This is a genomic window from Actinoallomurus sp. NPDC050550 (genome assembly GCF_040655075.1).
In the GTDB taxonomy this organism is placed as follows: Bacteria; Actinomycetota; Actinomycetes; order Streptosporangiales; family Streptosporangiaceae; genus Actinoallomurus.
In genome coordinates this window covers 151,001-169,059 of record NZ_JBFAJC010000015.1, presented here as the reverse complement: position 1 = coordinate 169,059, position 18,059 = coordinate 151,001, and the positions used below count along the sequence as shown (strand labels likewise).

The following is an 18,059-nucleotide window of genomic DNA, read 5'->3' as shown; positions in this document are numbered from 1 at the left end:
GATGGGTTCCCAGCCATCCTAGAGGGCGGGCAGAACCGGCCACGACCGGTTAACGGGTGGTTTACACAGCCCTGATCACAGGGCCGGAACACCGGTGATCACGGGACCACACCATGGGCGCAGAGGGCGGCTCCGTTGACGCCCCTGTGCGTCCGTCAGAGGGCGGCGCCCTCGGGGGCCTGGAGCTCCGAGACGTGCTCGCGAAGCCAGGCGGTCGCCTCGCCGGCGGTCATCGGCGGCTGGAAGTGGTACCCCTGGGCGGCGTCGCAGCCGAGGTTGCGCAGGAGGTGCTCCGTCTCGGCGTTCTCGACTCCCTCGGCGACCGAGCGCAGGCCGAGCGTGCGGGCGAGATCGATGATCGAGCGGACGATCACCGCGTCGTCGCCCGCCTCGCGGAGCCGGCTCACGAAGGAGGCGTCGATCTTGATCTCCTCGACCGGCAGGCTCTTGAGCCGTACGAGAGAGGAGTAGCCGGTGCCGAAGTCGTCGAGGCTGAGCGGGATGCCCAGGGCGGCCAGCGCCTCGACGGTGTCGGCGGCGTAGGCGGGCTCGTTCATCAGGATCCGCTCGGTGATCTCCAGCTGGAGGGCCTGCGGCGGCACCTCGTGCCGGAGCAGCCCCGACGCGATCATCTCGGTGAGCGCCGAGTCGAGCAGGTCGCGGCCGGAGGCGTTGATGGCGACCTGGACGCGGAACCCGGCCTTCCACCACCGCGCGACCTGGGTGAGCGCCGCGTCGACGACGAAGTCGGTGATGCCGCGCATGAGGTAGGTCTGCTCGGCGATCGGCAGGAACTTCTCCGGCGTGAGCAGGCCTTTCTGCGGGTGTCGCCAGCGCAGCAGCGCCTCCAGGCCGACCGGATGGCCGTTCCCGAGGAAGATCTTCGGCTGGAAGAACAGCTCCAGTTCGCAGCGGTCGATGGCGCGCCGCAGCTGGCCCTGCCGGCCGAGGCGCTCCGGGGAGTTCCGGTCGCGGTCGGGTGAATAGATCTCTACTCCGGTGCGATTTTCCTTCGCCACGTACATCGCGACGTCGGCGCGCTGCAGCAGCAGCTCGAAGTCGGGCGCGTGGTCGGGGTGGAGGGCGATGCCGACGCTGGCCTCCAGGTCGAACGACATCCCGTCGAGGCGCACCGGTTCGTTCAGTGCCGCGCGGAGCCGGGCCGCGACCTCGCGGGCGTTGCGCGCGTCGCGCACGGTCGGCAGCAGGACCGCGAACTCGTCGCCGCCGAGCCGTGCGACCAGGTCGCCGGGCCGCACGCTGTGGGTGAGCCGGTGCGCGACGAGCTGCAGCAGGCGGTCGCCCGTGGGGTGGCCGAGGGTGTCGTTGACCTCCTTGAACCGGTCCAGGTCCAGTAGGAAGAGCCCGACGCGGAGCGGCGGCTCGCCGTCGCGGCCGCGCGCCGTGAGGGCGCGCTCGGCGTGGCGGCGGGCCTGAGCAAGCGCTTCCTCCGTACGCATGATCAGGAGCTTGCGGTTCGGCAGGCCGGTGAGGCCGTCGTGCAGGGCCTGGTGCTCGCGGCTCACCGAGACCGAGGCGTTGATGTACACCGCGATGAACGGCAGGACGAACAGCGGCACGAACGCCGCCGACCAGCTCATCGCCAGGACCACCAGCGGCGCGAGCCCCAGCAGCGCGCTGTGCACGAGGAGCTGCAGGCCGATGTTCCAGCGCATGGCCTTCAGAACGGAGGTGCGCTCGTGCAGCGCGATCGCGGCGTTGACCAGTACGAGGTTGACGAGGAAGTACGCCACCCCCGCGAGCAGCATGATCGGCAGGTCGGAGGCGTGGGGCGTCCAGGGCCGCGTGGGCGACGCCGTGATGCCGAACGTCAGCAGCACCAGGCCCGACGCGACGAAGCTCAGGGTGTACTGCCCGACGTTGAAGGCGGTGCGGTGCAGGGCGCGCCGGCGCAGCATCCCGGTCGCCACCGTCGCGATGGCCTGCAACAGCAGTGCCGTGGGCAGGCCGGCGTAGATCAGTGTGGCGAAGGTGAAGGCGGTGGAGACCGTCGCGCCGGTCGTCTCGGTGGAGCCCGGCGTGATGATCGGCTTGAGCTCGCCGCTCACGATCAGCAAGGCCAGGATCCAGAAGAGGGGGGCGCCGACCAGCGTCCTGAGGTCGCCGACGCTGAGGAAGGCGACCGAGGTGGCAAGGGCCGCGACGCCGACCACCGTGACACAGACGACGTAGGCCCACAGGGGGGAACCACGCCGGGGGACCGTGTCCCGCGTGTTGTTCGGGTCCTTCATCACGTCCTCGGGGGGTTACACCCAAACCTTGCGTTTTGGGGGGAGGCGATGGTGTTTGGACGGACACATGTCGTACTGAGGGGAGACTACGACGTCCGAGCAACTTCGCGGAACCGATTGCGCACGTTGCGTTACGCCTGCACTCGACCGTGAAGCCACCCCTCGGTAATCAATCGATACCGTACAGTATCGCCTTGCAGGTCAGCATGACCACTATCTTGGGAGATCAGTCCTTTCCGACGACCGCGGCCTCGGTGGCCGCATCCGGCCCCTTCTCCAGCAGCACCCGGAATCCCGCCTCGTCCAGAAGCGGAACACCGAGCTTGACGGCCTTGTCGTACTTCGACCCCGGGCTCTCGCCGTGGACCACGAACCCGGTCTTCTTCGACACCGAGCTGGACACCTTGCCGCCGAGATTCTGCACGGCCTCGGTCGCCGAGTCCCGGCTGAAGCCCTCCAGGGATCCGGTGATGACGACGGTGACGCCCTCGAGCGGCCGAGGCCCCTCCTCCGCGCCCTCGTCCTCCATCCGCACGCCGGCCGCGCGCCACTTCTCGATGATCTCCCGGTGCCAGTCGACCGTGAACCACTCCTTGACCGACGCGGCGATCGTCGGGCCGACGTCCTCGACCGCCGTCAGCTCCTCCTCCGACGCGGCCGCGATGCGGTCGAGCGAGCGGAACTCCCGCGCGAGCGCCTGCGCGGCCGTCGGCCCGACGTGCCGGATCGACAGGGCCACCAGCACCCGCCACAGCGGCTGCTTCTTGGCCTTCTCCAGCTCCTCGAAGAGCTTCTCGACGGTCTTCTTCGGCTCCCCGGCCTTGTTCGCGAAGAAGGTGACGACCTTCTCCTCTCCCGTCTTGGGGTCGATCTTCGGCAGGCCGGTGCGCTGCTCGCGGACCACCGACTTGATGGGCAGCAGCTGCTCGACGGTCAGGTGGAACAGGTCGCCCTCGTTCTTGACCGGCGGATCCTCCGGCTCCAGCGGCTGGGTCAGCGCGGTCGCCGCGACGTACCCGAGCGCCTCGATGTCCAGGGCGTTGCGGCTGGCCACGAAGTAGATCCGCTCCCGCAGCTGCGCCGGGCACTTCTTCGCGTTGGGGCAGCGGATGTCGACGTCGCCCTCCTTCTGCGCCCGCAGCTCGGTGCCGCACTCCGGGCAGGTCGCCGGCATCACGAACTCGCGCTCGGAGCCGTCGCGCAGATCGGCGACCGGCATGACGATCTCCGGGATGACATCACCGGCCTTGCGCAGCACGACCGTGTCGCCGATCTGCACGCCCTTGCGCTTGACCTCGTCCGCGTTGTGCAGCGTCGCGTACGCGACCGTGGAGCCGGCGACCTTGATCGGCTCCATCACGCCGTACGGCGTGACGCGACCGGTGCGGCCGACCCCGACCCTGATGTCGAGCAGCTTGGTGTTGACCTCCTCCGGCGCGTATTTGTAGGCGATCGCCCACCGCGGCCACCGGCTGGTCGAACCGAGCCTCCGCTGCAACGCGAACTGATCGACCTTGACCACCACGCCGTCGATCTCGTACGCCGGCTCGTGCCGGTGCTCGCCGTAGTGCTCGATGTAGGCGTGGACCTCCGCCAGGCTCCCGACGACCCGGTAACGGTCGCTGACCGGCAGCCCGAACGACCGCATGGTCTCGTACGCGTCGGACTGGCTCTCCGGGCGCCGCCCACCCCGCCAGGTGCCGAAGCCATGCACGATCATGCTGAGCGGACGGTGCGCGGTCACCCGCGGGTCCTTCTGCCGTAGCGAGCCCGCGGCGGCGTTCCGCGGATTGGCGAACGGCTCCCGCTCACCCGTCTCGGCCAACCGCTCGTTGAGCTTCCCGAACGCCTCGACCGGCAGGTAGACCTCGCCGCGCACCTCGAGCAGCTCCGGCACGTCGTCGCCCTGCAGCTGGAGCGGCACGGCGTCGATCGTGCGGATGTTGTTGGTGACGTCCTCGCCCGTACGCCCGTCACCCCGCGTCGCGCCCCGTACGAGCCGGCCGTTCTCGTACGTCAGGTTGACCGCCAGCCCGTCGATCTTCAGCTCGCACAGGAAGTTGGCGACCGAGCCGACCTCCTTCTCCGCGCGCGTCAGCCACGCCGACAGGTCATCGGTGCTGAACGCGTTGTCGAGGCTCTGCATCCGCTCGATGTGCTCGACCGTCGCGAAGTCGGTCGTGATCGGCGCGCCGACCTTCTGCGTCGGCGAGTCCGGCGTGACCAGCTCCGGGTGCTCCTCCTCCAGCGCCCGGATCTCCCGCATCAGCCGGTCGTAGTCCGCGTCGCTGATCGTCGGGGAGTCGAGGACGTAGTAGCGGTAGTTGGCCTCGTCGAGCTCCTGAGCCAACTCCGAATGACGCTGCTGGACCGCGTCGGGTACGCCTGTCGCCACGAGTCTCTCCCTGCCGTACGAGTGCCACTGCCCATAGTCTCTCGCGCACCACCGACACATCTGACCTGCGGCTCGCCCGGTCACGACGGCTCGGGCTCGCCCTGTCTCGGACGGGTTCGGCGAAGCGTGACCCGTCACCCCGGATCGTCGATAAGGGTCGCCGGAGGACTATCCACCGCACCGGGGATGTCCACAGGTCGTGAGATGCAAGGGCCCGCTGCCCCAGCCGGAGGGCTGATCGCCCCAGAGCACACGGGGACGCCGGTCCCCGCCCACCGCCAGATCGAGAAAGCCGGTCGCTCGCACCCGGCGAATGCGCCGGTGGGGGCACCGGCCGGGTCAGCCGGGGATGACGGCACTCCGGCCCGTCACAGCTGATCACGGTGACGGTGCTGGATTCCCCATTCGCCACGGCCACCACCGGTCGGCCGTCCCGCCGAACGGCGACGGCGAGCGGACTGCTGTGAAGACCGGAAGTCCACCAGCCAAGGCTGTCCACGGTGACCGCCCGGGGTTTCTGGCAGCGGAGGTCGGCACAGTGGATGAGGCGTACCTCCGACGTGCCGGCGCTGTCGCGGCGCAGCGCGGCGATCACGAGGCCGTCGCCGGTGACGGCCATCGCCGCGCTCGCGCCGTCGTCACCGCTCCGCTCGACGATCGCCGCCGTGTCGACCGGCCCCTTTCCACCACATCCGTCCGGGTCGCACGGGAACAGCCGCAACACCGTCCCGCCCGACCCGGTACGCCATGCGGCGGTGGCCACCGTGCCGTCCGGCAGAGGCACGGAACCGGTATCTCCCACCCGACCGGTCAGGTTGTCCTGGTAGTCGTACAGGCGGTCACGGCGGCAGAGACGATCCCCGCACACCCGCGTGGTCAGGCCGTCTCCGGTGATCTCCATCGGCCGCTCACCGCGCAGCAGATGCAGGGTCACCGGCGCGCGGTTGAACTTCGGCTGCAGCACGTGGTCGACGGACAGATCGAGAGGGTTGAGCCATACGTACCCGCCGTACAGCAGGCCGGGCAGCGCCAGGAGCGGCAGGAGGAGGGCCGCCCGACGCGGGCGAAGACGACCGGAGGCGGCAGAGGACAGCCGTTCGCGGATCCGGGCGAGATCCAGCGGGATGCCGGGCCTCTCCTGAGGAGCGCCGGGGTACGGAGAAACCTCCGCCACGGGGTACTCCTGGTTCAGCGCCGCGGCGGCGAGCGTTCCGGCCTGGAACGGCACGACGAGCAGACCGACGAGACCGAGAACGATGTCACCGATCACCACGTGGGCGAAGCCGTCCAGCGGAGACAACGCCCAGCGCAGGCCGGCGACGACGAGGATCGGCCCCAGCACCACGCCGAGCAGAACCGCGAGGACGGTCCGTGTCCTTCGCCCATACGACACGGACCGGGCCCGGCCGATCGACCACCGCGCGCCCCGTCCCTCCAGCGTGGAGATGGGCAGTGCGAGCGCCTGCCACAGCCCGGACACCAGCAGGAACACGAACGTTCCGGCCCCGAACCAGAGCTGCTTCGTCAGGATCGCCGCGACCCCGCCGAGCGCCGACAGCGTCACCGGGCGTCGTACCGCCGCCGCCAGCGCCTTCGCGGCGCCGACCGGCCGCCCCAGCAGGAGCCCCGCCGACATGACGACCGTCGCCGCCGGCGCCAGGAGGTAAGCGGCGATCCCCAGCACCGCTGCGGCGATCGCCGCCACGATGAGCCCGTACGACGGCGACAGCGGAGCGAGACCATCGTTCGCGATGAGACCACGCCATGACCACCTCCGCACCGCGCTTGCCGCCATCGTCGACCGATCGCCGTCCGTCACCACCACACGACATGGGCCGTGCGGTGCAACCGGTCGAGGCCGCGTACCGACTGGCCGGCGCGGAGGCAGACGGTCAGGTGACGGATCCCACCGAGCGGAGACAGATCCAGGTCCTCTGCGGCGTCGTCGAGGAGCAGCTGACGGAGCCCGGGATGGTCCCGTAGCGGTTCCAGATCGGCCGGTACCCGCAAGCGGCTCAGTGTGAGGCGGTCAAGCGCCGGAAGCTCGGCGAGCGGCGCCAGGTCGGTCACCGAGGCCTCGGTCAGCGCCAGTTCGCGCATGGTGGGGAAGCACGCGATCGCATCGAGCGAGGTCACATGGTCGGCGTGTGTGATGCACAACATGGTGAGCGGCAGACTCCCGAGCACGCCGAGACCGGCGCACCACTCGCCTCCGTCGAGGGAGAGACCCGTGAGTGCCGGGAAGGCGTCCACCAACCGTGTGACGGCGCCCTCATCGAGACGTGCGCCGCTGAGAGTGAGATGGTGAAGCGCGCTCAGCGGACGAAGGTCGTCGATCCCCGTGATCCTCCGGCATCGGAACAATCGGAGCTCGCGCAGTTCGCCGCATCGCGCCAGGGGAGACAGATCCGCGACGTCGTCCAGCCCGCCCAATCCAAGTGATCGCAGCCTTGGAATCCGCTGCAGCAGCCTTAGCTCGGAAGCGAACCGATCGGGATAGACGATCAGCTCTGCCAGGGCCGGGAGCGCTAGGAAGGGCGCGAGGTCGGAGAGAACGCCATCGATGTTGAGCAAGACCCTTTCCAGGCCCGGATGGTCCGCGACGACCGACACACCATCCGGCCGGACGCCGCTCGCCTCCAGCCGTTTGAGCGCCGGTACACCGCTCAGGCACTCCAGCCCGACGCCGCTCCGCAAATTGACACTGAGGTCCGTCAGGCGACGCAGCGCGGGGACCGCGGGAAGCAGGGCCGGGTTCAGGATGTGGAGCGAGCCGTCGAGGAGCGGTGCCTCGGCGAGCACCCGCTCGGCATACGCATGCGGTTCGAAGTAATCCCAGGCTGCGATCAGCTCATCCTGGATCTCGGCCCTCGGGTCGGTGGCATAGCGGGCCAACACGTCCATCGCCCGCGGACCGTTGATCAACCAGGCGGCTTCGGCCGAGGCCGCGGCCCGGTGCTCCGAAATGCCCTTCAGCGTCGTGGGAAGCCTCTGGAGGATCTCCTCACCCACCGTGGCCAGCCGACGCGCGTCAGCGCTGTCTCTCGGGGGGATGAGCGTGGAGACGCAATCCTCCACCCGGTCGCGACATTCCCCGGGCAGATCCGGCACCGTCTCCAGGCAGGCCGCCACCACCATCCGCAGGCGGTGGGCGTTCTTCGGCTCCCTGTCGGCGCGATCGAGAAGTCCGGTCAGCAGTTCTCCGCGTGAAGGCGCGTTCGCGTGCCCGGCGGCCATCACCACGGTGTCCCGCCACTGGTCCAGGTGGGCCTTGTCCACCAGGATCTCGACGTCGGCGTCGTCGGCGGCCTGCCTGGCGGCCAGGTACTCCTGGACCGTACGGTGCACGAAGTCGATCCGGCCCGGCACCGGCTCGCGGATGACGCCGCTGCGGTGCAGCAGGAAGTCGAGGATCGCCTCCGCGGTGGCGTTGACCCGGGGCATCGCCGCCGCCCTGGCCCCGATGCGCCTGAGCGCCGTCGCCTTCGGCATCTCGGCGCGGCCGAGGACGGTGAGCCGCCAGGCGAGCTCCTGGAGCAGCCGCTCCTTCTGGTCGCGTTCGAGTTCGACGTCGGGATGGCTCCGGACCCCTCGCTCGACATCGCGGCGTTCGAGCAACATGTCCAAGACCGCCCGGTAGAGGCCCATGCGGTCGCGTGGCAGATGAGTGACCCGGTCGAGGTTGAGCGCGCACAGCATGGCGGCGAGCAACGGGGTCGTGGCCAGTGCCCGCAGGTGCGGGCCGCTCTCCAACCGGGCCAGCAGAGTCCCCTCGTACCCGGGCAGTTCCTCGGGGGCACAGGGCAGGCTGCCCGCGTGGCGTACCGCCGCGTGCCATTGTCGTACGAGCTCTCGCAGGTCATCCGGGGTCATCGGCTCCAGCATCATCGGCCGGAAGCCTTCGGCGGAGAGCCAGCGCGTGTCGGCCGCCGCCGGCCGGGACGTGACGATCGTCCGCGCCGTCGGATAGACGTCGAGCAGCCCGCGCAGCCAGCGCCGGACCTGCTCACGCTTGCCGAGAGGAACCTCGTCGACGCCGTCGATCAGGATGATCCCGCGTCCCGCGTCGAGCACCCGGTGCACCCATCCCGGCGGCATCAGACCCTGGAGGGGGCCCGTGACGAAGTCCTCCGGTTGCGGAAGGCCGCTCTCGGCACAGCTGCGGAGTTTGATGAGGAAGGGCACGCGCCCGTTCCAGTCGCACAGGTCACCGGTGAAGGCGCCGCGCGCCGCCGTCACCGTGATCCAGCCCAGCAGGGTGCTCTTTCCCGAGCCCGCCTGGCCGCGCAGGAGCGTACGGGACGAGCGCGCGAGCATCTTTTCGACCCGCATGGTCGACGGCTCGCGGTCGTGGTCGCCGGTCAGCGCCGCGACCTTCAACGGCTCGAGATCGTCACGGCTGCGGTCCTCGGCCGTCACGGCGAGGCTGATGTAGGCCACGCTGAGCGTGGCGCGCGGACGGTAATTGTCCACCCGCAGGCCGAACAGCTCGATCGCGTCCATACTCCGGGCGACGTGTTCCAGATACCGTCGCTCGAACTCGGCGTCGTTCTCGGTGCCCGCGGGGGCGTCGAGCGTACGGGCCGGAAGTCGCTCCAGGACCAGGGAGATCTGGTCCCCCAGGCCGGACATCCGGGACAGCGTCTCCGCGAGCGCGCGCGGCGCGAACTCCGGCAGGCCCAGCAGGATCCGCACCAGACAGTCACAGCATTCGTCGAGCACCACGTCGTACAGCCGGGAGGCGGCATCGCCGTATCCGACCGGTGCCGGCACCAGCCCACGTATGCGCCGGGCCAGCTTCACGGGGTCGGCGTCCTCGCTGAAGATGACGTCGTCGGAGAGGTCCACCCGCTCGATGGCCGCTTCGACGTCGAGCAGCACGGCCGCGCGATCGTTCTCCTCGAGGCCTCCGTACTCCTGCTCGACGAGCGCCGAGAGACGCTTCTCGACGGAGTCGGCGATGTCCGCGAGTTGGCGTTCCAGCTTGCGCCGGACGAACCGGTCCGGCAGCGACACCCTGATCAACTCGGTCAGGTCCTTGTCGCGGTCGGATTTCGCCGCCCGCGATGCCAGCCACTCGCGCCCCGCCCGCTGTGCCACCGCCTTGGCGGCGGCAGCGGCCGCCGGTTCGAGTCCCGTCACGAATGCCCCCAGCACCGACTCCTGGACGAGCCATCACAGAATCGACTTCTTGGACGCAGCCGTTACTGATCCGGTTGCGCCTGGACATCTCTACGGTTGACTTCGTGACCATGTTGAACGAGAGGGCGCGCACGCTCATCCTGGACAGCGGCCCGGGGACCTCCGCAGTGCGGACGGGCGCGGCGGCGTGAACGCCATCCGCGCCGAGGCCATCGCGACCCGGCGGCTGGACCTTCTGCCGCTGCTCGTCGAACACGCCGATGAGATGGTCACCGTGCTGTCCGATCCGGCCCTGCACACGTTCATCGGTGGCGCCCCGGACACCGCGGAGGCGCTGCGCTCGCGCTACCGGCTCATGGTCGCAGGCGCTCCCGATCCCGCCGTCCACTGGCTCAACTGGGTGATCTACCTCCGCGAAGAAGCGTGCCTGACGGGAACGGTCCAGGCGACGATCGGCCCCACCGGCGACGGGCTCGTCGCCGAGATCGCCTGGGTGGTGGGGACCCCCTGGCAGGGACGGGGCATCGCCACCGAAGCGGCCCAAGGGCTCGTCGCCTGGCTCGGAGAACAACCCGTGGACGGCGTCGTCGCCCACATCCATCCCGAACACCGGGCGTCCGCCGCCGTCGCCACCGCCGCCGGGCTCACCCCCACCGGCGGACAGCAGGAAGGCGAGATCCGATGGCGTCGGCGTCTCGGGCGTTGACAACGGTTCTCGGTGCCGCGCCGGGCGCGGACGGCCGTACGGTTGGCTCCGTGACGATGCTGAACGAGACGGTGCGCGAGCTCATCGACGACCCGAATCCGGCGATCCTGGGGACCATCAACCCCGACGGCAGCCCGCAGACCTCGGTGGTCTGGGTCGGCCGGGACGGCGATGACCTGCTCATCTCCACGGCCGCCGGTCGGCGTAAGGAGACCAATCTGCGCCGCGACCCCCGCGCCAGCCTGACCGTCATCGACCAGAACGACTTTCAGCGATACGTCGAGGTACGCGGCACCGCCACGATCACCGAGGACGCCGGCAGGCGCCTGGCGGTCGAACTCGCCGAGAACTACGAAGGGTCCGGCGCCGGCGAGGAGTACATCGAGCTCCCGCCAGAGGTCATCCGCGTCGTCATCCGCATCACCCCACACCGGGTGGTGGGCACCGTCGCCGAGTGACCGGTGCTTCAGACGTGTGAGAGCAGGAAGCCCACGAGGAGGCACAGTCCGGCCAGGACCAGGGAGGCTCCGAACAGCGGGACGAGGATGATCAGCAGCGTCCCCCAGGGCGGGGGATTCTTTCGCAGCCGTTTCCAGCCGCCGGCCGAGACCCGCTTCGGCGCCGCACAGAGCAACACGAGGAGGAACGCGGCGAGGCCGACGATCCCGAAGGCGGTCGCGAGGTCCTTCCCCGCCTTCGCCGGACCGGGCTGGACATAGCCGCCATCGGGCCTGCGGCGCAGTGAGGCGGGCCTGCCGACAAGGATCCGAGAGTCGCGGATATGAGCGTTCCGGTCGGCGGATCCGCCCTTCGCCGGCACGAACGTCCCGGTACAGCCGGACGCGCCGCTCCCGGCTGTGTGACACCGCGCGGCGGTGAAGGTCCCCGGCGTCCCGGACAGCCCGGACGAATAGCGGGCGTCGTCGAGTGGAAAGGTCAGCAGCCACCCCGCGAGACCGAGGACGCCGATCGCGGCGAGGACTCCGACCGCGGTGAGCAGGACGCCGAGCGGAGATCCCGCCGCGCCGCGCCTGCTCCTGGTGCGGGGGCTGCGCCTCCTCCGCCCGCCGGCGGGCCTGCTCTTCCGCCCGGTGGCGCCGCTCTTCTTCCGGCCGGTGGCGGGCCGGCTCTTCTGCCGCCCGGCGGCGGAGCCGCTCTTCTTCCGCCTGGCGGCAGACCCGCCCTGGGCATGCCGTTCCGCTCGCGCCCGCGCCATCGCAGCCGCCTCTTTCTATTGTGATGTGATCCGGCCGAGCCCTCGCCGGCTCGGACGAGCCGGCGGGTTCTGATCAGTCCTCGGCGGTCTCGGCCAGGACCTGCGCCGCCTCGCGGCAGTGCTTCAGCGCGGTGCGTACGTAGCGTGGGCCGGCGCCGGCCAGGCCGCAGGACGGCGTGACGACCACGCCCTCGGCGAGGACCTTCGGGGAGAAACCGAGACGCCGCCACAGCTCCTGGACGCGGGTCAGCGACTGCTTCGGCGCCGGCAGGCGGGTGTCGGTGCCGGGGACGATGCCGAGCAGGAACCCAACACCCGCCTCGACGGCCTCGCCGATGGCGTCCTCGTCCGCACCGCGCAGCAGTGCGGCGTCGACCGAGATCGCCTTCGCTCCGGCCGCCCGCAGCAGACCGTACGGGGCGCGCGGAGCGCAGCAGTGCACGAGCAGGAAGGCGTCCGTGGCCTCGATCACCCGCCGCAGACCGTCCTCGGCCAGCGGGGCCTCGACGGCGGGGAGGCGGGAGAAGCCGCTCGCGGTCGGCACGGTCCCGGCCAGGACGCCCGGCAGGCCGGGCTCGTCGAGCTGCAGCAGGATCGTCGCGCGCGGCAGCCGTCGGCGTACGTCTCGGACGTGCGCGGCGACGCCCTCGGCCAGTGACGCGATCAGGTCGCGTACGGCCCCCGCGTCGCGGAGCGCGCGGTCGCCGTGCTTGAGCTCGATCGATGCGGCCATCGTCCAGGGACCGGTGACCTGGATCTTGAACGGTCCCTCGAACTCCCCCGCCTGCTCCTCGAGCGTGTCGAGGTCCCGGGCGAGCATGCTCCGGGCTCGGGACACGTCCCGGCCCGGCCGGTCGGCGAACCTCCACCCGGAGGGCTGCAGCGCGACGGCGAGCTCGGCGAGCAGTCCGGCGGTGCGTCCGACCATGTCCGCGCCGGGCCCCCGGTCCGGCAGCTCCGGGAGATAGGGCAGGTCGGGGAGCTCGCCGAGGACGACGCGCAGCGCCTCGGCGGGATCGTCCCCGGGATGGGAACCGACACCGGTGGCGGTTCCGATGGTCCACGGAAGATCAGGCACGGCAAAAAGCCTATGGCCTTCCAGGAGTCGTGCCCCCACGACGGCGGTCGCCGCGAATGTCAGGCGGGCAGCGGCTGGAGGAATCGAGTGAGAGTGACGTCCTCGGTATGGATGATGACGTCGAACCAGGCCCGTAGCGACCGACCCGACATGTGGTACGCCGCGTCATCGGCCGGGTCGTAGGAAGGCCCGATGAGCCGTGTTCGGGAAGAGGCGTCGAACCAGCGGCGTACGGGCTCGGGCTGCGGTGCTCGAAGGTCAAGGACGTATCCCGCTCGACGCCGGAAGGGGCTGCCTCATAGGTCAGCGATCGGTACCGATTGCTAGGCTATTCGCATGGAGCCGTCATCGTCGTGGCGAACCGATCAGGTGGCCGCGGCACTACGCCAGATCAGTGCCGGTCTCGCGGCACTGGCCGATGCGATCTCGGCCGACCCGGCGGAGGCCCCTCCGGAGAGTCGTCACCGCTCCCTCATCGCCGAATGGGGGACGCGGGGCCTGACGAGAGCCGAGGCGAGTGCGCTCTTCCGCAAGCACGGCTTCTCTCCTCAGGCGGCGGGCGGCTGGGTCCGGGGCGACTGGCTCGAGGTCCGCGAGGACGGCCGCCGCTACCTGACCGAACGTTCACTGCAGTGGCCGGTAGAACAGGAGCCCTCCGATGACACCGACGGCCGGCATTGAGCCGTTCAGCCTCCGGCTGGAGGTCCGCATCTCCGAGGTGGACCCGCAACTGCACCTCAACGGAGGCTTCTACGTGCAGTACGGCGACCATGCCCGTTTCCAGTGCGTACGGGCCGCCGGGGTCTCCGTCGACGAGCTCCTGGCCGACGGGTTCGGACCCGTCAACCTGGAGACGGTCATCCGGTATCGCCATGAACTCCGCGCCGGAGACCAGGTCGACGTGTCCTGTGATTGGGAGTGGGGCGACGGCAAGACCTACCGCGTCCGGCACCTCATGAGGCACCTGGACGGCACCGTGGCCGCCGAGGTCGATCACGTGAGCGGGCTGCTCGACCTCCGAGCCCGCCGGCTGATCGCCGATCCCGCCGACGAGTGGCGGGCCCGCGCGACCAGGCCCGAACTCCTCGGCCTCCGCCCCACCCCCTCCGACTCGGCCCGGCCCGCCTGAGAGGTCAGGCGGCCGTGAGGTCCGGGACGGAGCCGACTCCGACGTAGTCGCGGAACAGCACGATCCGGCCGTCGCGGATCCGGAACACCTGGATGCACGGCACCTCGAACGTCTCCCCCGTCGTCGTCGCTCGCACGACGGACACGAGTTCGAGGATCACCACCTCCGGGTCCGAGGTGCGGTGGATCTGCACCGTGCGCAGGTCGGTGATCTCGAGCGGCATCCGGCCGGCGTGCGCCGAGAACTCCCGGATCGCCTCCCGGCCTTCGAGCCGAGCGGGAACTCCCTCGAGAGCGAACGGCATCTCGATCACGCCGTCCGCCGCGAAGAGATCGGCGAACGCGTCCATGTCCCCCGCGACCAGCAGACGCCGCCGCCGTTCGAGAACCTCCAGCGGACCTTCCATTCCGGCCTCCCGTTCAACGTTCGTTCAATGACTGATTCAACGACTGTAGAACGAGATGACGGATCGGTCAACACTCGTACAATGAGCCGCGTGAGTGATCCCTCGGCACGGCCGTCCCGGGCCGAGCAGCGGCGCAACACCGAAGCCCGAATCCTGGGCCAGGCCCGCCGGTTGTTCGCCGAATCCGGCTACGACCGGACCACCATCCGCGCGGTGGCGACGGCCGCCGACGTGGACCCCGGCCTGGTCATGCACTACTTCCGCAGCAAGGAAGAGCTCTTCGCACGGGCGACCGAGGGCGGGCCCCCGTCCCTGCCCGGCGGCACGCCGGAACAGATCGCCGAACAACTACTCGACGTGCTCCGAGGTTCGCTGGCCGACGAACCCGTCGAGTCGCTGGCCGTGCTCCGGTCGATGCTCACCCATCCCGAGGCGGCACACGAAGCTCGGGAGGCGTCCCGCATCCAACGGGATCAGATCAGCGAAGCCATCCCGGACGACCAGGCCGACCTGCGCGCGGGGCTGATCAGCGCCGTACTCATCGGCGTCGTTCTCGGCCGGCATCTGATCAAGCTCGACCCCCTCGCCGACGCCGACCCGGATCAGATCGTCGAGATCCTGCGCCCCTCGATCCGCTCACTCACCAAAGCCGACGACTGACCGACCGCGTCTGGCGTACCGCCGACGCCGGAAGTCTTCGCAACCTCGACGCACTCGGTGGTCCCACCCACGCCTCCGCTGTAGCTGCTCTTACGCCATGACGTCATGAGTTCTGGGCCGTCCTCGCCACGAGCTCACTCGGCTCTGACACATTGCCTACGCCGAAGATCTGCGCCACCTCGACGCAGTCGGTGGTCCCGCCACCGCCGGTCGTGTAACTGCTCTTACGCCATACCGTCATGAGTGCCCAGCCATTCTCGCCAGAAGGTCACGGGTCTGCTGTTCATTCAACGCCTGCGCGGCGATCCGGTCGAATCGGACACAGACGCTTGCCGCCTCCGCCTGTTCGTCAATGACCCGCCCGACGTCCAAGGTCGTGCCCACGAATGCGGCCAGGCGCCGCCCGGGCAGTTCGAAGAACCAGAACCAGCCGTCGATGCCAAGGTGTGGAGCCGCTGAAAGCGGAATGACCCGGAGCGATACATGAGGCAGCCTGCTGCACTCCATGAGGTGCTCGAACTGCGCCTTCATGACGGCCGCGTCGCCCATCGGCCGTAGAGCGGCCTCGTCGACAAGCGCCCAGATCAGCGGCGGTCGAGGGCGACGGTCAAGGATCGCCGCCTGGTGGGCCATGCGTCGTGCGACGGCGGACTCGACGTCGGCGACCAGCCCGGCGGCATGACCTGCGGAAAGCAGTCCTCGTGCATAGTCCTCCGTCTGAAATGGGATCGGGACATAGTTGTTGTGAGAGAGCTTGAGCTGGTCCGCTTCGCGTTGATATCGGTCGACCAATGCTGGCCAGTCGGGGTTGTGGCTGAGGCGGGCGAAGCGGCGGAGTCGTACGAAGAGGCCGCCGGTGTCCCAGGCCTTGTCGAGGCGGTCGGCCTGGATGCGGGTGAGCTTGTTGCGGCCGGCTTCGGCGTTCGAAACCCCATGTTTGTTGACGCCGATGACGGCCCCTACCTCGGTCTGCGACATACCGCGCTTCTGGCGCTCGTAGCGCAGGTGAAAGGCGATGGCGTTCCACAGGGACTCGTCGGGGTCGAGGTTCTCGGCGGCGGTCATCGCTGCCTCCGGGGGGTTCAGAAGTCTGCTTGAATCTTCCGCATTACTCAGAGTGAGGTCATTGTTACAGAACGACCACGCAACGCGCGCGATCTCTGAGGAAGACGGGCGACGCCATGACCGACCGGGTATCCCCCGAAGAGGAACGGATCTTCGCTTTCCGGCAGTTGCCCACGGGACCGACCGCTGCGGGCGAGGCACGGGAATGGTCGGCCAAGGTGCTGGCCTGCTGGGACCTGGCCGCCCTCACCGACGATCTGCAGACGGTCGTCACGGAGCTGGTGACGAACTCGCTACGTGCCGGGGCGGGCGCGATCCACGCCCTCATCGAGTGGCGGTGGAACGCGGACGCCCTGGAACTCCAGGTCTGGGACGACGCACCCGGCCGGCCGCAACTTCGGCAACCCGACTTCGTCGCCGAGACCGGGCGCGGCCTGTTCATCGTCGCCGCACTGTCCGCCGCCTGGGGACACCACCCTGCCGCCGACGGCGGCAAGGTCGTATGGGCTCGCTTCGCGACGACTGCCGCCCGATGACGACGAGGCCGTCAGCGGGCCAGGAGCCCGTTGGCGACGATGTCGGTGGCGGTATGCAGCAGCTTGCGAAGTTCGGGGTTGGTACGTCGCAGGCTGTCGGGCCGCCAGCCGAGGCTGATCACTCCGTTCCAGGCCGCCCACAGCACGGTGGCCGCCTCCGCCGGATCGATGGCTCGTATCACGCCTGCGTCCATCCCACGGCGAAGGGCCTCGACCATCCGCCGGTTCTGCCCGTCGACCGAGCGGGCCAGGCGTTCGGCGACCTCGCGCCCGGCCGCGTACTGTCCCGGCTCGCCGGGGAAGGCCAGCATCCGGAAGTACTCCGGATGGGCCAGATAGAACTCTAGGTATTCGTCTGCGGCGGCGTACAGCTGCTCGGCAGGTGTGCGCTCTCTCTTGTAGGCGCGGTCCATGTAGTCGCGATCGACATCGAGCGCCTGCTCGATGACCGCCGCGTGCAGACCCGACTTCGATCCGAAATGGTTGTAGATCGAGCCGACGGCCACCCCGGCCTGTTGGGCGATCTCCTCGACGGTCACCTCTTCCACGCCGCGCGTGCTGAAGATCTCCTCAGCGGCGCGCAGCAGGGCTTCGGCGGTCCGCTGTCTCCGCGGGTCCATACCACCCCTTCTTGCAATGATTGCAACTACCTGTTTCGGCTGTTACTGTATCGCCGGATCTCTTGCAACGATTGCAGGAAGTGCCGGGAGGTTGAGCGATGGCACCAGTGGGGACACGCGAGTGGGCGATCGCCACCAGGGGTGCGCTCGGGTTTCCCGACATGATCCGACTCGCTCGAGACGCCCTTCTCGGGCAGCTCGCCGAGCTACTCGGCAGTCGGACGAAGGCCGCCACCGTCGTCGTGGAGCGTGAACCACCGGACAGCGCGCTCGCTCGCAGGGTCCTGGCGTTGGCGGAGGCCACGTACTCCGCACCTCTGCTCGGCCACTGTCTGCGCTGCTGGTTGTGGGCCGATCTACTGGCCGGGCTCGATGGTGTCGGCTACGACGAGGAACTGCTCTACGTCTCCTGCCTGCTCCACGATCTGGCGCTCATGGACCCCTACCGGCCCGGTCAAGCCCAATGCTTCGCGGTGCACGGCGGCGAGGTGGCACTGGCCGCGCTGGTCTCCCACGGTGCGCCGGAGTCCTTCGCCGAAGCCGCGGCCGAGGCGATCACCTTGCACATGAACATCCGGATGCCTGCGGGGTCAGGCCCGGAAGCCCGGCTACTGCACGACGCCGCGCACCTCGACGTCGTCGGCACCCGAGCGCGTCGGCTCTCACCCGATGCGATCCGGGCGGTCCTCGACCGGCACCCGCGAAGCGGCTTTGCCTCTGCCTTCGTGGAGTTGATGCGGCGTGAAGCCACCGAACGCCCTCGTTCACGCGCGGGAGTGCTCTGGCGTTCGGGCATGCGCCTGCCGGTATCGCTCAACCCACTGGACCGTATCCGTTGAGCGTGGAGCCGATAC

17 protein-coding genes and 1 pseudogene are annotated in these 18,059 nt (G+C 69.5%); 7 read left to right on the top strand and 11 right to left on the bottom strand.

Features of this window, described 5'->3' with window-relative positions; all coding sequences use genetic code 11:
* Positions 1 to 155: 155 nt before the first annotated feature.
* From AB0I04_RS22350 to AB0I04_RS22340, 3 genes are all read right to left on the bottom strand, one after another.
* On the bottom strand, positions 156 to 2,252 hold the full coding sequence (locus AB0I04_RS22350) for an EAL domain-containing protein (RefSeq protein WP_360887315.1): 2,097 nt from the start codon (positions 2,250 to 2,252) through the stop codon (positions 156 to 158).
* Between the two features lie 226 nt (positions 2,253 to 2,478).
* Complete coding sequence (gene ligA / locus AB0I04_RS22345; RefSeq protein ID WP_360887312.1) at positions 2,479 to 4,707, bottom strand: NAD-dependent DNA ligase LigA; 2,229 nt, start codon at positions 4,705 to 4,707, stop codon at positions 2,479 to 2,481.
* 1,755 nt (positions 4,708 to 6,462) lie between these two features.
* The gene (locus AB0I04_RS22340) at positions 6,463 to 9,789 is read right to left on the bottom strand and encodes an NACHT domain-containing protein (protein ID WP_360887309.1); all 3,327 of its coding nucleotides are present in this window, start codon (positions 9,787 to 9,789) and stop codon (positions 6,463 to 6,465) included.
* A 187-nt stretch (positions 9,790 to 9,976) separates the two neighbouring features.
* On the opposite strand from AB0I04_RS22340, the gene AB0I04_RS22335 reads away from it, so the two are divergent.
* The gene (locus AB0I04_RS22335; protein WP_360887306.1) at positions 9,977 to 10,495 is read left to right on the top strand and encodes a GNAT family N-acetyltransferase; all 519 of its coding nucleotides are present in this window, start codon (positions 9,977 to 9,979) and stop codon (positions 10,493 to 10,495) included.
* A 56-nt stretch (positions 10,496 to 10,551) separates the two neighbouring features.
* Positions 10,552 to 10,953 carry a PPOX class F420-dependent oxidoreductase gene (locus AB0I04_RS22330; RefSeq protein WP_360887446.1) on the top strand — a complete coding sequence of 134 codons (402 nt, stop codon included), beginning with the start codon at positions 10,552 to 10,554 and terminating at the stop codon, positions 10,951 to 10,953.
* Between the two features lie 8 nt (positions 10,954 to 10,961).
* On the opposite strand, the gene AB0I04_RS22325 is transcribed toward AB0I04_RS22330, so the two are convergent.
* From AB0I04_RS22325 to AB0I04_RS22315, 3 genes and pseudogenes are all read right to left on the bottom strand, one after another.
* Positions 10,962 to 11,711 (bottom strand): hypothetical protein, encoded by a 750-nt coding sequence (locus tag AB0I04_RS22325; protein WP_360887303.1) that lies wholly within the window; start codon positions 11,709 to 11,711, stop codon positions 10,962 to 10,964.
* A 73-nt stretch (positions 11,712 to 11,784) separates the two neighbouring features.
* The gene (locus AB0I04_RS22320) at positions 11,785 to 12,789 is read right to left on the bottom strand and encodes a methionine synthase (RefSeq protein ID WP_360887300.1); all 1,005 of its coding nucleotides are present in this window, start codon (positions 12,787 to 12,789) and stop codon (positions 11,785 to 11,787) included.
* Positions 12,790 to 12,848: 59 nt separating this feature from the next.
* Positions 12,849 to 13,049, bottom strand: a pseudogene (locus AB0I04_RS22315) (hypothetical protein); the annotation flags it as partial.
* Positions 13,050 to 13,125: 76 nt separating this feature from the next.
* Between AB0I04_RS22315 and AB0I04_RS22310 the strand changes: the two are divergent.
* Positions 13,126 to 13,470, top strand: a complete 345-nt coding sequence (locus tag AB0I04_RS22310) for a hypothetical protein (RefSeq protein WP_360887297.1) — start codon at positions 13,126 to 13,128, stop codon at positions 13,468 to 13,470.
* A complete protein-coding gene (locus AB0I04_RS22305; RefSeq protein WP_360887294.1) occupies positions 13,448 to 13,918 on the top strand; it encodes an acyl-CoA thioesterase in 471 nt (156 codons plus the stop codon). The genes AB0I04_RS22310 and AB0I04_RS22305 overlap by 23 nt, the downstream gene beginning before the upstream one ends.
* A 4-nt stretch (positions 13,919 to 13,922) precedes the next feature.
* Here AB0I04_RS22305 and AB0I04_RS22300 read toward each other — a convergent pair whose 3' ends face one another.
* On the bottom strand, positions 13,923 to 14,324 hold the full coding sequence (locus tag AB0I04_RS22300; RefSeq protein ID WP_360887291.1) for a nuclear transport factor 2 family protein: 402 nt from the start codon (positions 14,322 to 14,324) through the stop codon (positions 13,923 to 13,925).
* A gap of 90 nt (positions 14,325 to 14,414) precedes the next feature.
* On the opposite strand from AB0I04_RS22300, the gene AB0I04_RS22295 reads away from it, so the two are divergent.
* Positions 14,415 to 14,984 (top strand): TetR family transcriptional regulator, encoded by a 570-nt coding sequence (locus AB0I04_RS22295; RefSeq protein WP_360887288.1) that lies wholly within the window; start codon positions 14,415 to 14,417, stop codon positions 14,982 to 14,984.
* Here the strand turns inward: AB0I04_RS22295 and AB0I04_RS22290 are convergent.
* The 3 genes from AB0I04_RS22290 to AB0I04_RS22280 are packed head-to-tail and all read right to left on the bottom strand — an operon-like array spanning position 14,927 to position 16,049.
* The gene (locus tag AB0I04_RS22290; RefSeq protein ID WP_360887285.1) at positions 14,927 to 15,091 is read right to left on the bottom strand and encodes a DUF397 domain-containing protein; all 165 of its coding nucleotides are present in this window, start codon (positions 15,089 to 15,091) and stop codon (positions 14,927 to 14,929) included. The genes AB0I04_RS22295 and AB0I04_RS22290 overlap by 58 nt on opposite strands.
* A complete protein-coding gene (locus AB0I04_RS22285; RefSeq protein WP_360887282.1) occupies positions 15,088 to 15,225 on the bottom strand; it encodes a DUF397 domain-containing protein in 138 nt (45 codons plus the stop codon). Before AB0I04_RS22285 ends, AB0I04_RS22290 begins: the two co-directional genes overlap by 4 nt.
* Positions 15,222 to 16,049, bottom strand: a complete 828-nt coding sequence (locus tag AB0I04_RS22280; protein WP_360887279.1) for a helix-turn-helix transcriptional regulator — start codon at positions 16,047 to 16,049, stop codon at positions 15,222 to 15,224. The genes AB0I04_RS22285 and AB0I04_RS22280 overlap by 4 nt, the downstream gene beginning before the upstream one ends.
* A gap of 116 nt (positions 16,050 to 16,165) precedes the next feature.
* Between AB0I04_RS22280 and AB0I04_RS22275 the strand changes: the two genes are divergently transcribed.
* Positions 16,166 to 16,585, top strand: coding sequence for an ATP-binding protein (locus AB0I04_RS22275; RefSeq protein ID WP_360887276.1), 420 nt, complete (start codon positions 16,166 to 16,168; stop codon positions 16,583 to 16,585).
* 11 nt (positions 16,586 to 16,596) lie between these two features.
* Here the strand turns inward: AB0I04_RS22275 and AB0I04_RS22270 are convergent, their stop codons facing one another.
* The gene (locus tag AB0I04_RS22270) at positions 16,597 to 17,205 is read right to left on the bottom strand and encodes a TetR/AcrR family transcriptional regulator (RefSeq protein ID WP_360887273.1); all 609 of its coding nucleotides are present in this window, start codon (positions 17,203 to 17,205) and stop codon (positions 16,597 to 16,599) included.
* Positions 17,206 to 17,303: 98 nt separating this feature from the next.
* Between AB0I04_RS22270 and AB0I04_RS22265 the strand changes: the two genes are divergently transcribed.
* Complete coding sequence (locus AB0I04_RS22265; protein WP_360887271.1) at positions 17,304 to 18,044, top strand: HD domain-containing protein; 741 nt, start codon at positions 17,304 to 17,306, stop codon at positions 18,042 to 18,044.
* Positions 18,045 to 18,059: the final 15 nt, after the last annotated feature.

Coding starts and splice junctions, on each gene's coding strand:
- AB0I04_RS22350 (WP_360887315.1), bottom strand. CDS start 2,252: ATGAAGGACCCGAACAACACGCGGGACACGGTCCCCCGGCGTGGTTCC.
- ligA (WP_360887312.1), bottom strand. CDS start 4,707: ATGTGTCGGTGGTGCGCGAGAGACTATGGGCAGTGGCACTCGTACGGC.
- AB0I04_RS22330 (WP_360887446.1), top strand. CDS start 10,552: ATGCTGAACGAGACGGTGCGCGAGCTCATCGACGACCCGAATCCGGCG.
- AB0I04_RS22325 (WP_360887303.1), bottom strand. CDS start 11,711: ATGGCGCGGGCGCGAGCGGAACGGCATGCCCAGGGCGGGTCTGCCGCC.
- AB0I04_RS22310 (WP_360887297.1), top strand. CDS start 13,126: ATGGAGCCGTCATCGTCGTGGCGAACCGATCAGGTGGCCGCGGCACTA.
- AB0I04_RS22305 (WP_360887294.1), top strand. CDS start 13,448: ATGACACCGACGGCCGGCATTGAGCCGTTCAGCCTCCGGCTGGAGGTC.
- AB0I04_RS22300 (WP_360887291.1), bottom strand. CDS start 14,324: ATGGAAGGTCCGCTGGAGGTTCTCGAACGGCGGCGGCGTCTGCTGGTC.
- AB0I04_RS22290 (WP_360887285.1), bottom strand. CDS start 15,091: ATGACGTCATGGCGTAAGAGCAGCTACAGCGGAGGCGTGGGTGGGACC.
- AB0I04_RS22285 (WP_360887282.1), bottom strand. CDS start 15,225: ATGACGGTATGGCGTAAGAGCAGTTACACGACCGGCGGTGGCGGGACC.
- AB0I04_RS22280 (WP_360887279.1), bottom strand. CDS start 16,049: ATGACCGCCGCCGAGAACCTCGACCCCGACGAGTCCCTGTGGAACGCC.
- AB0I04_RS22275 (WP_360887276.1), top strand. CDS start 16,166: ATGACCGACCGGGTATCCCCCGAAGAGGAACGGATCTTCGCTTTCCGG.
- AB0I04_RS22270 (WP_360887273.1), bottom strand. CDS start 17,205: ATGGACCCGCGGAGACAGCGGACCGCCGAAGCCCTGCTGCGCGCCGCT.
- AB0I04_RS22265 (WP_360887271.1), top strand. CDS start 17,304: ATGGCACCAGTGGGGACACGCGAGTGGGCGATCGCCACCAGGGGTGCG.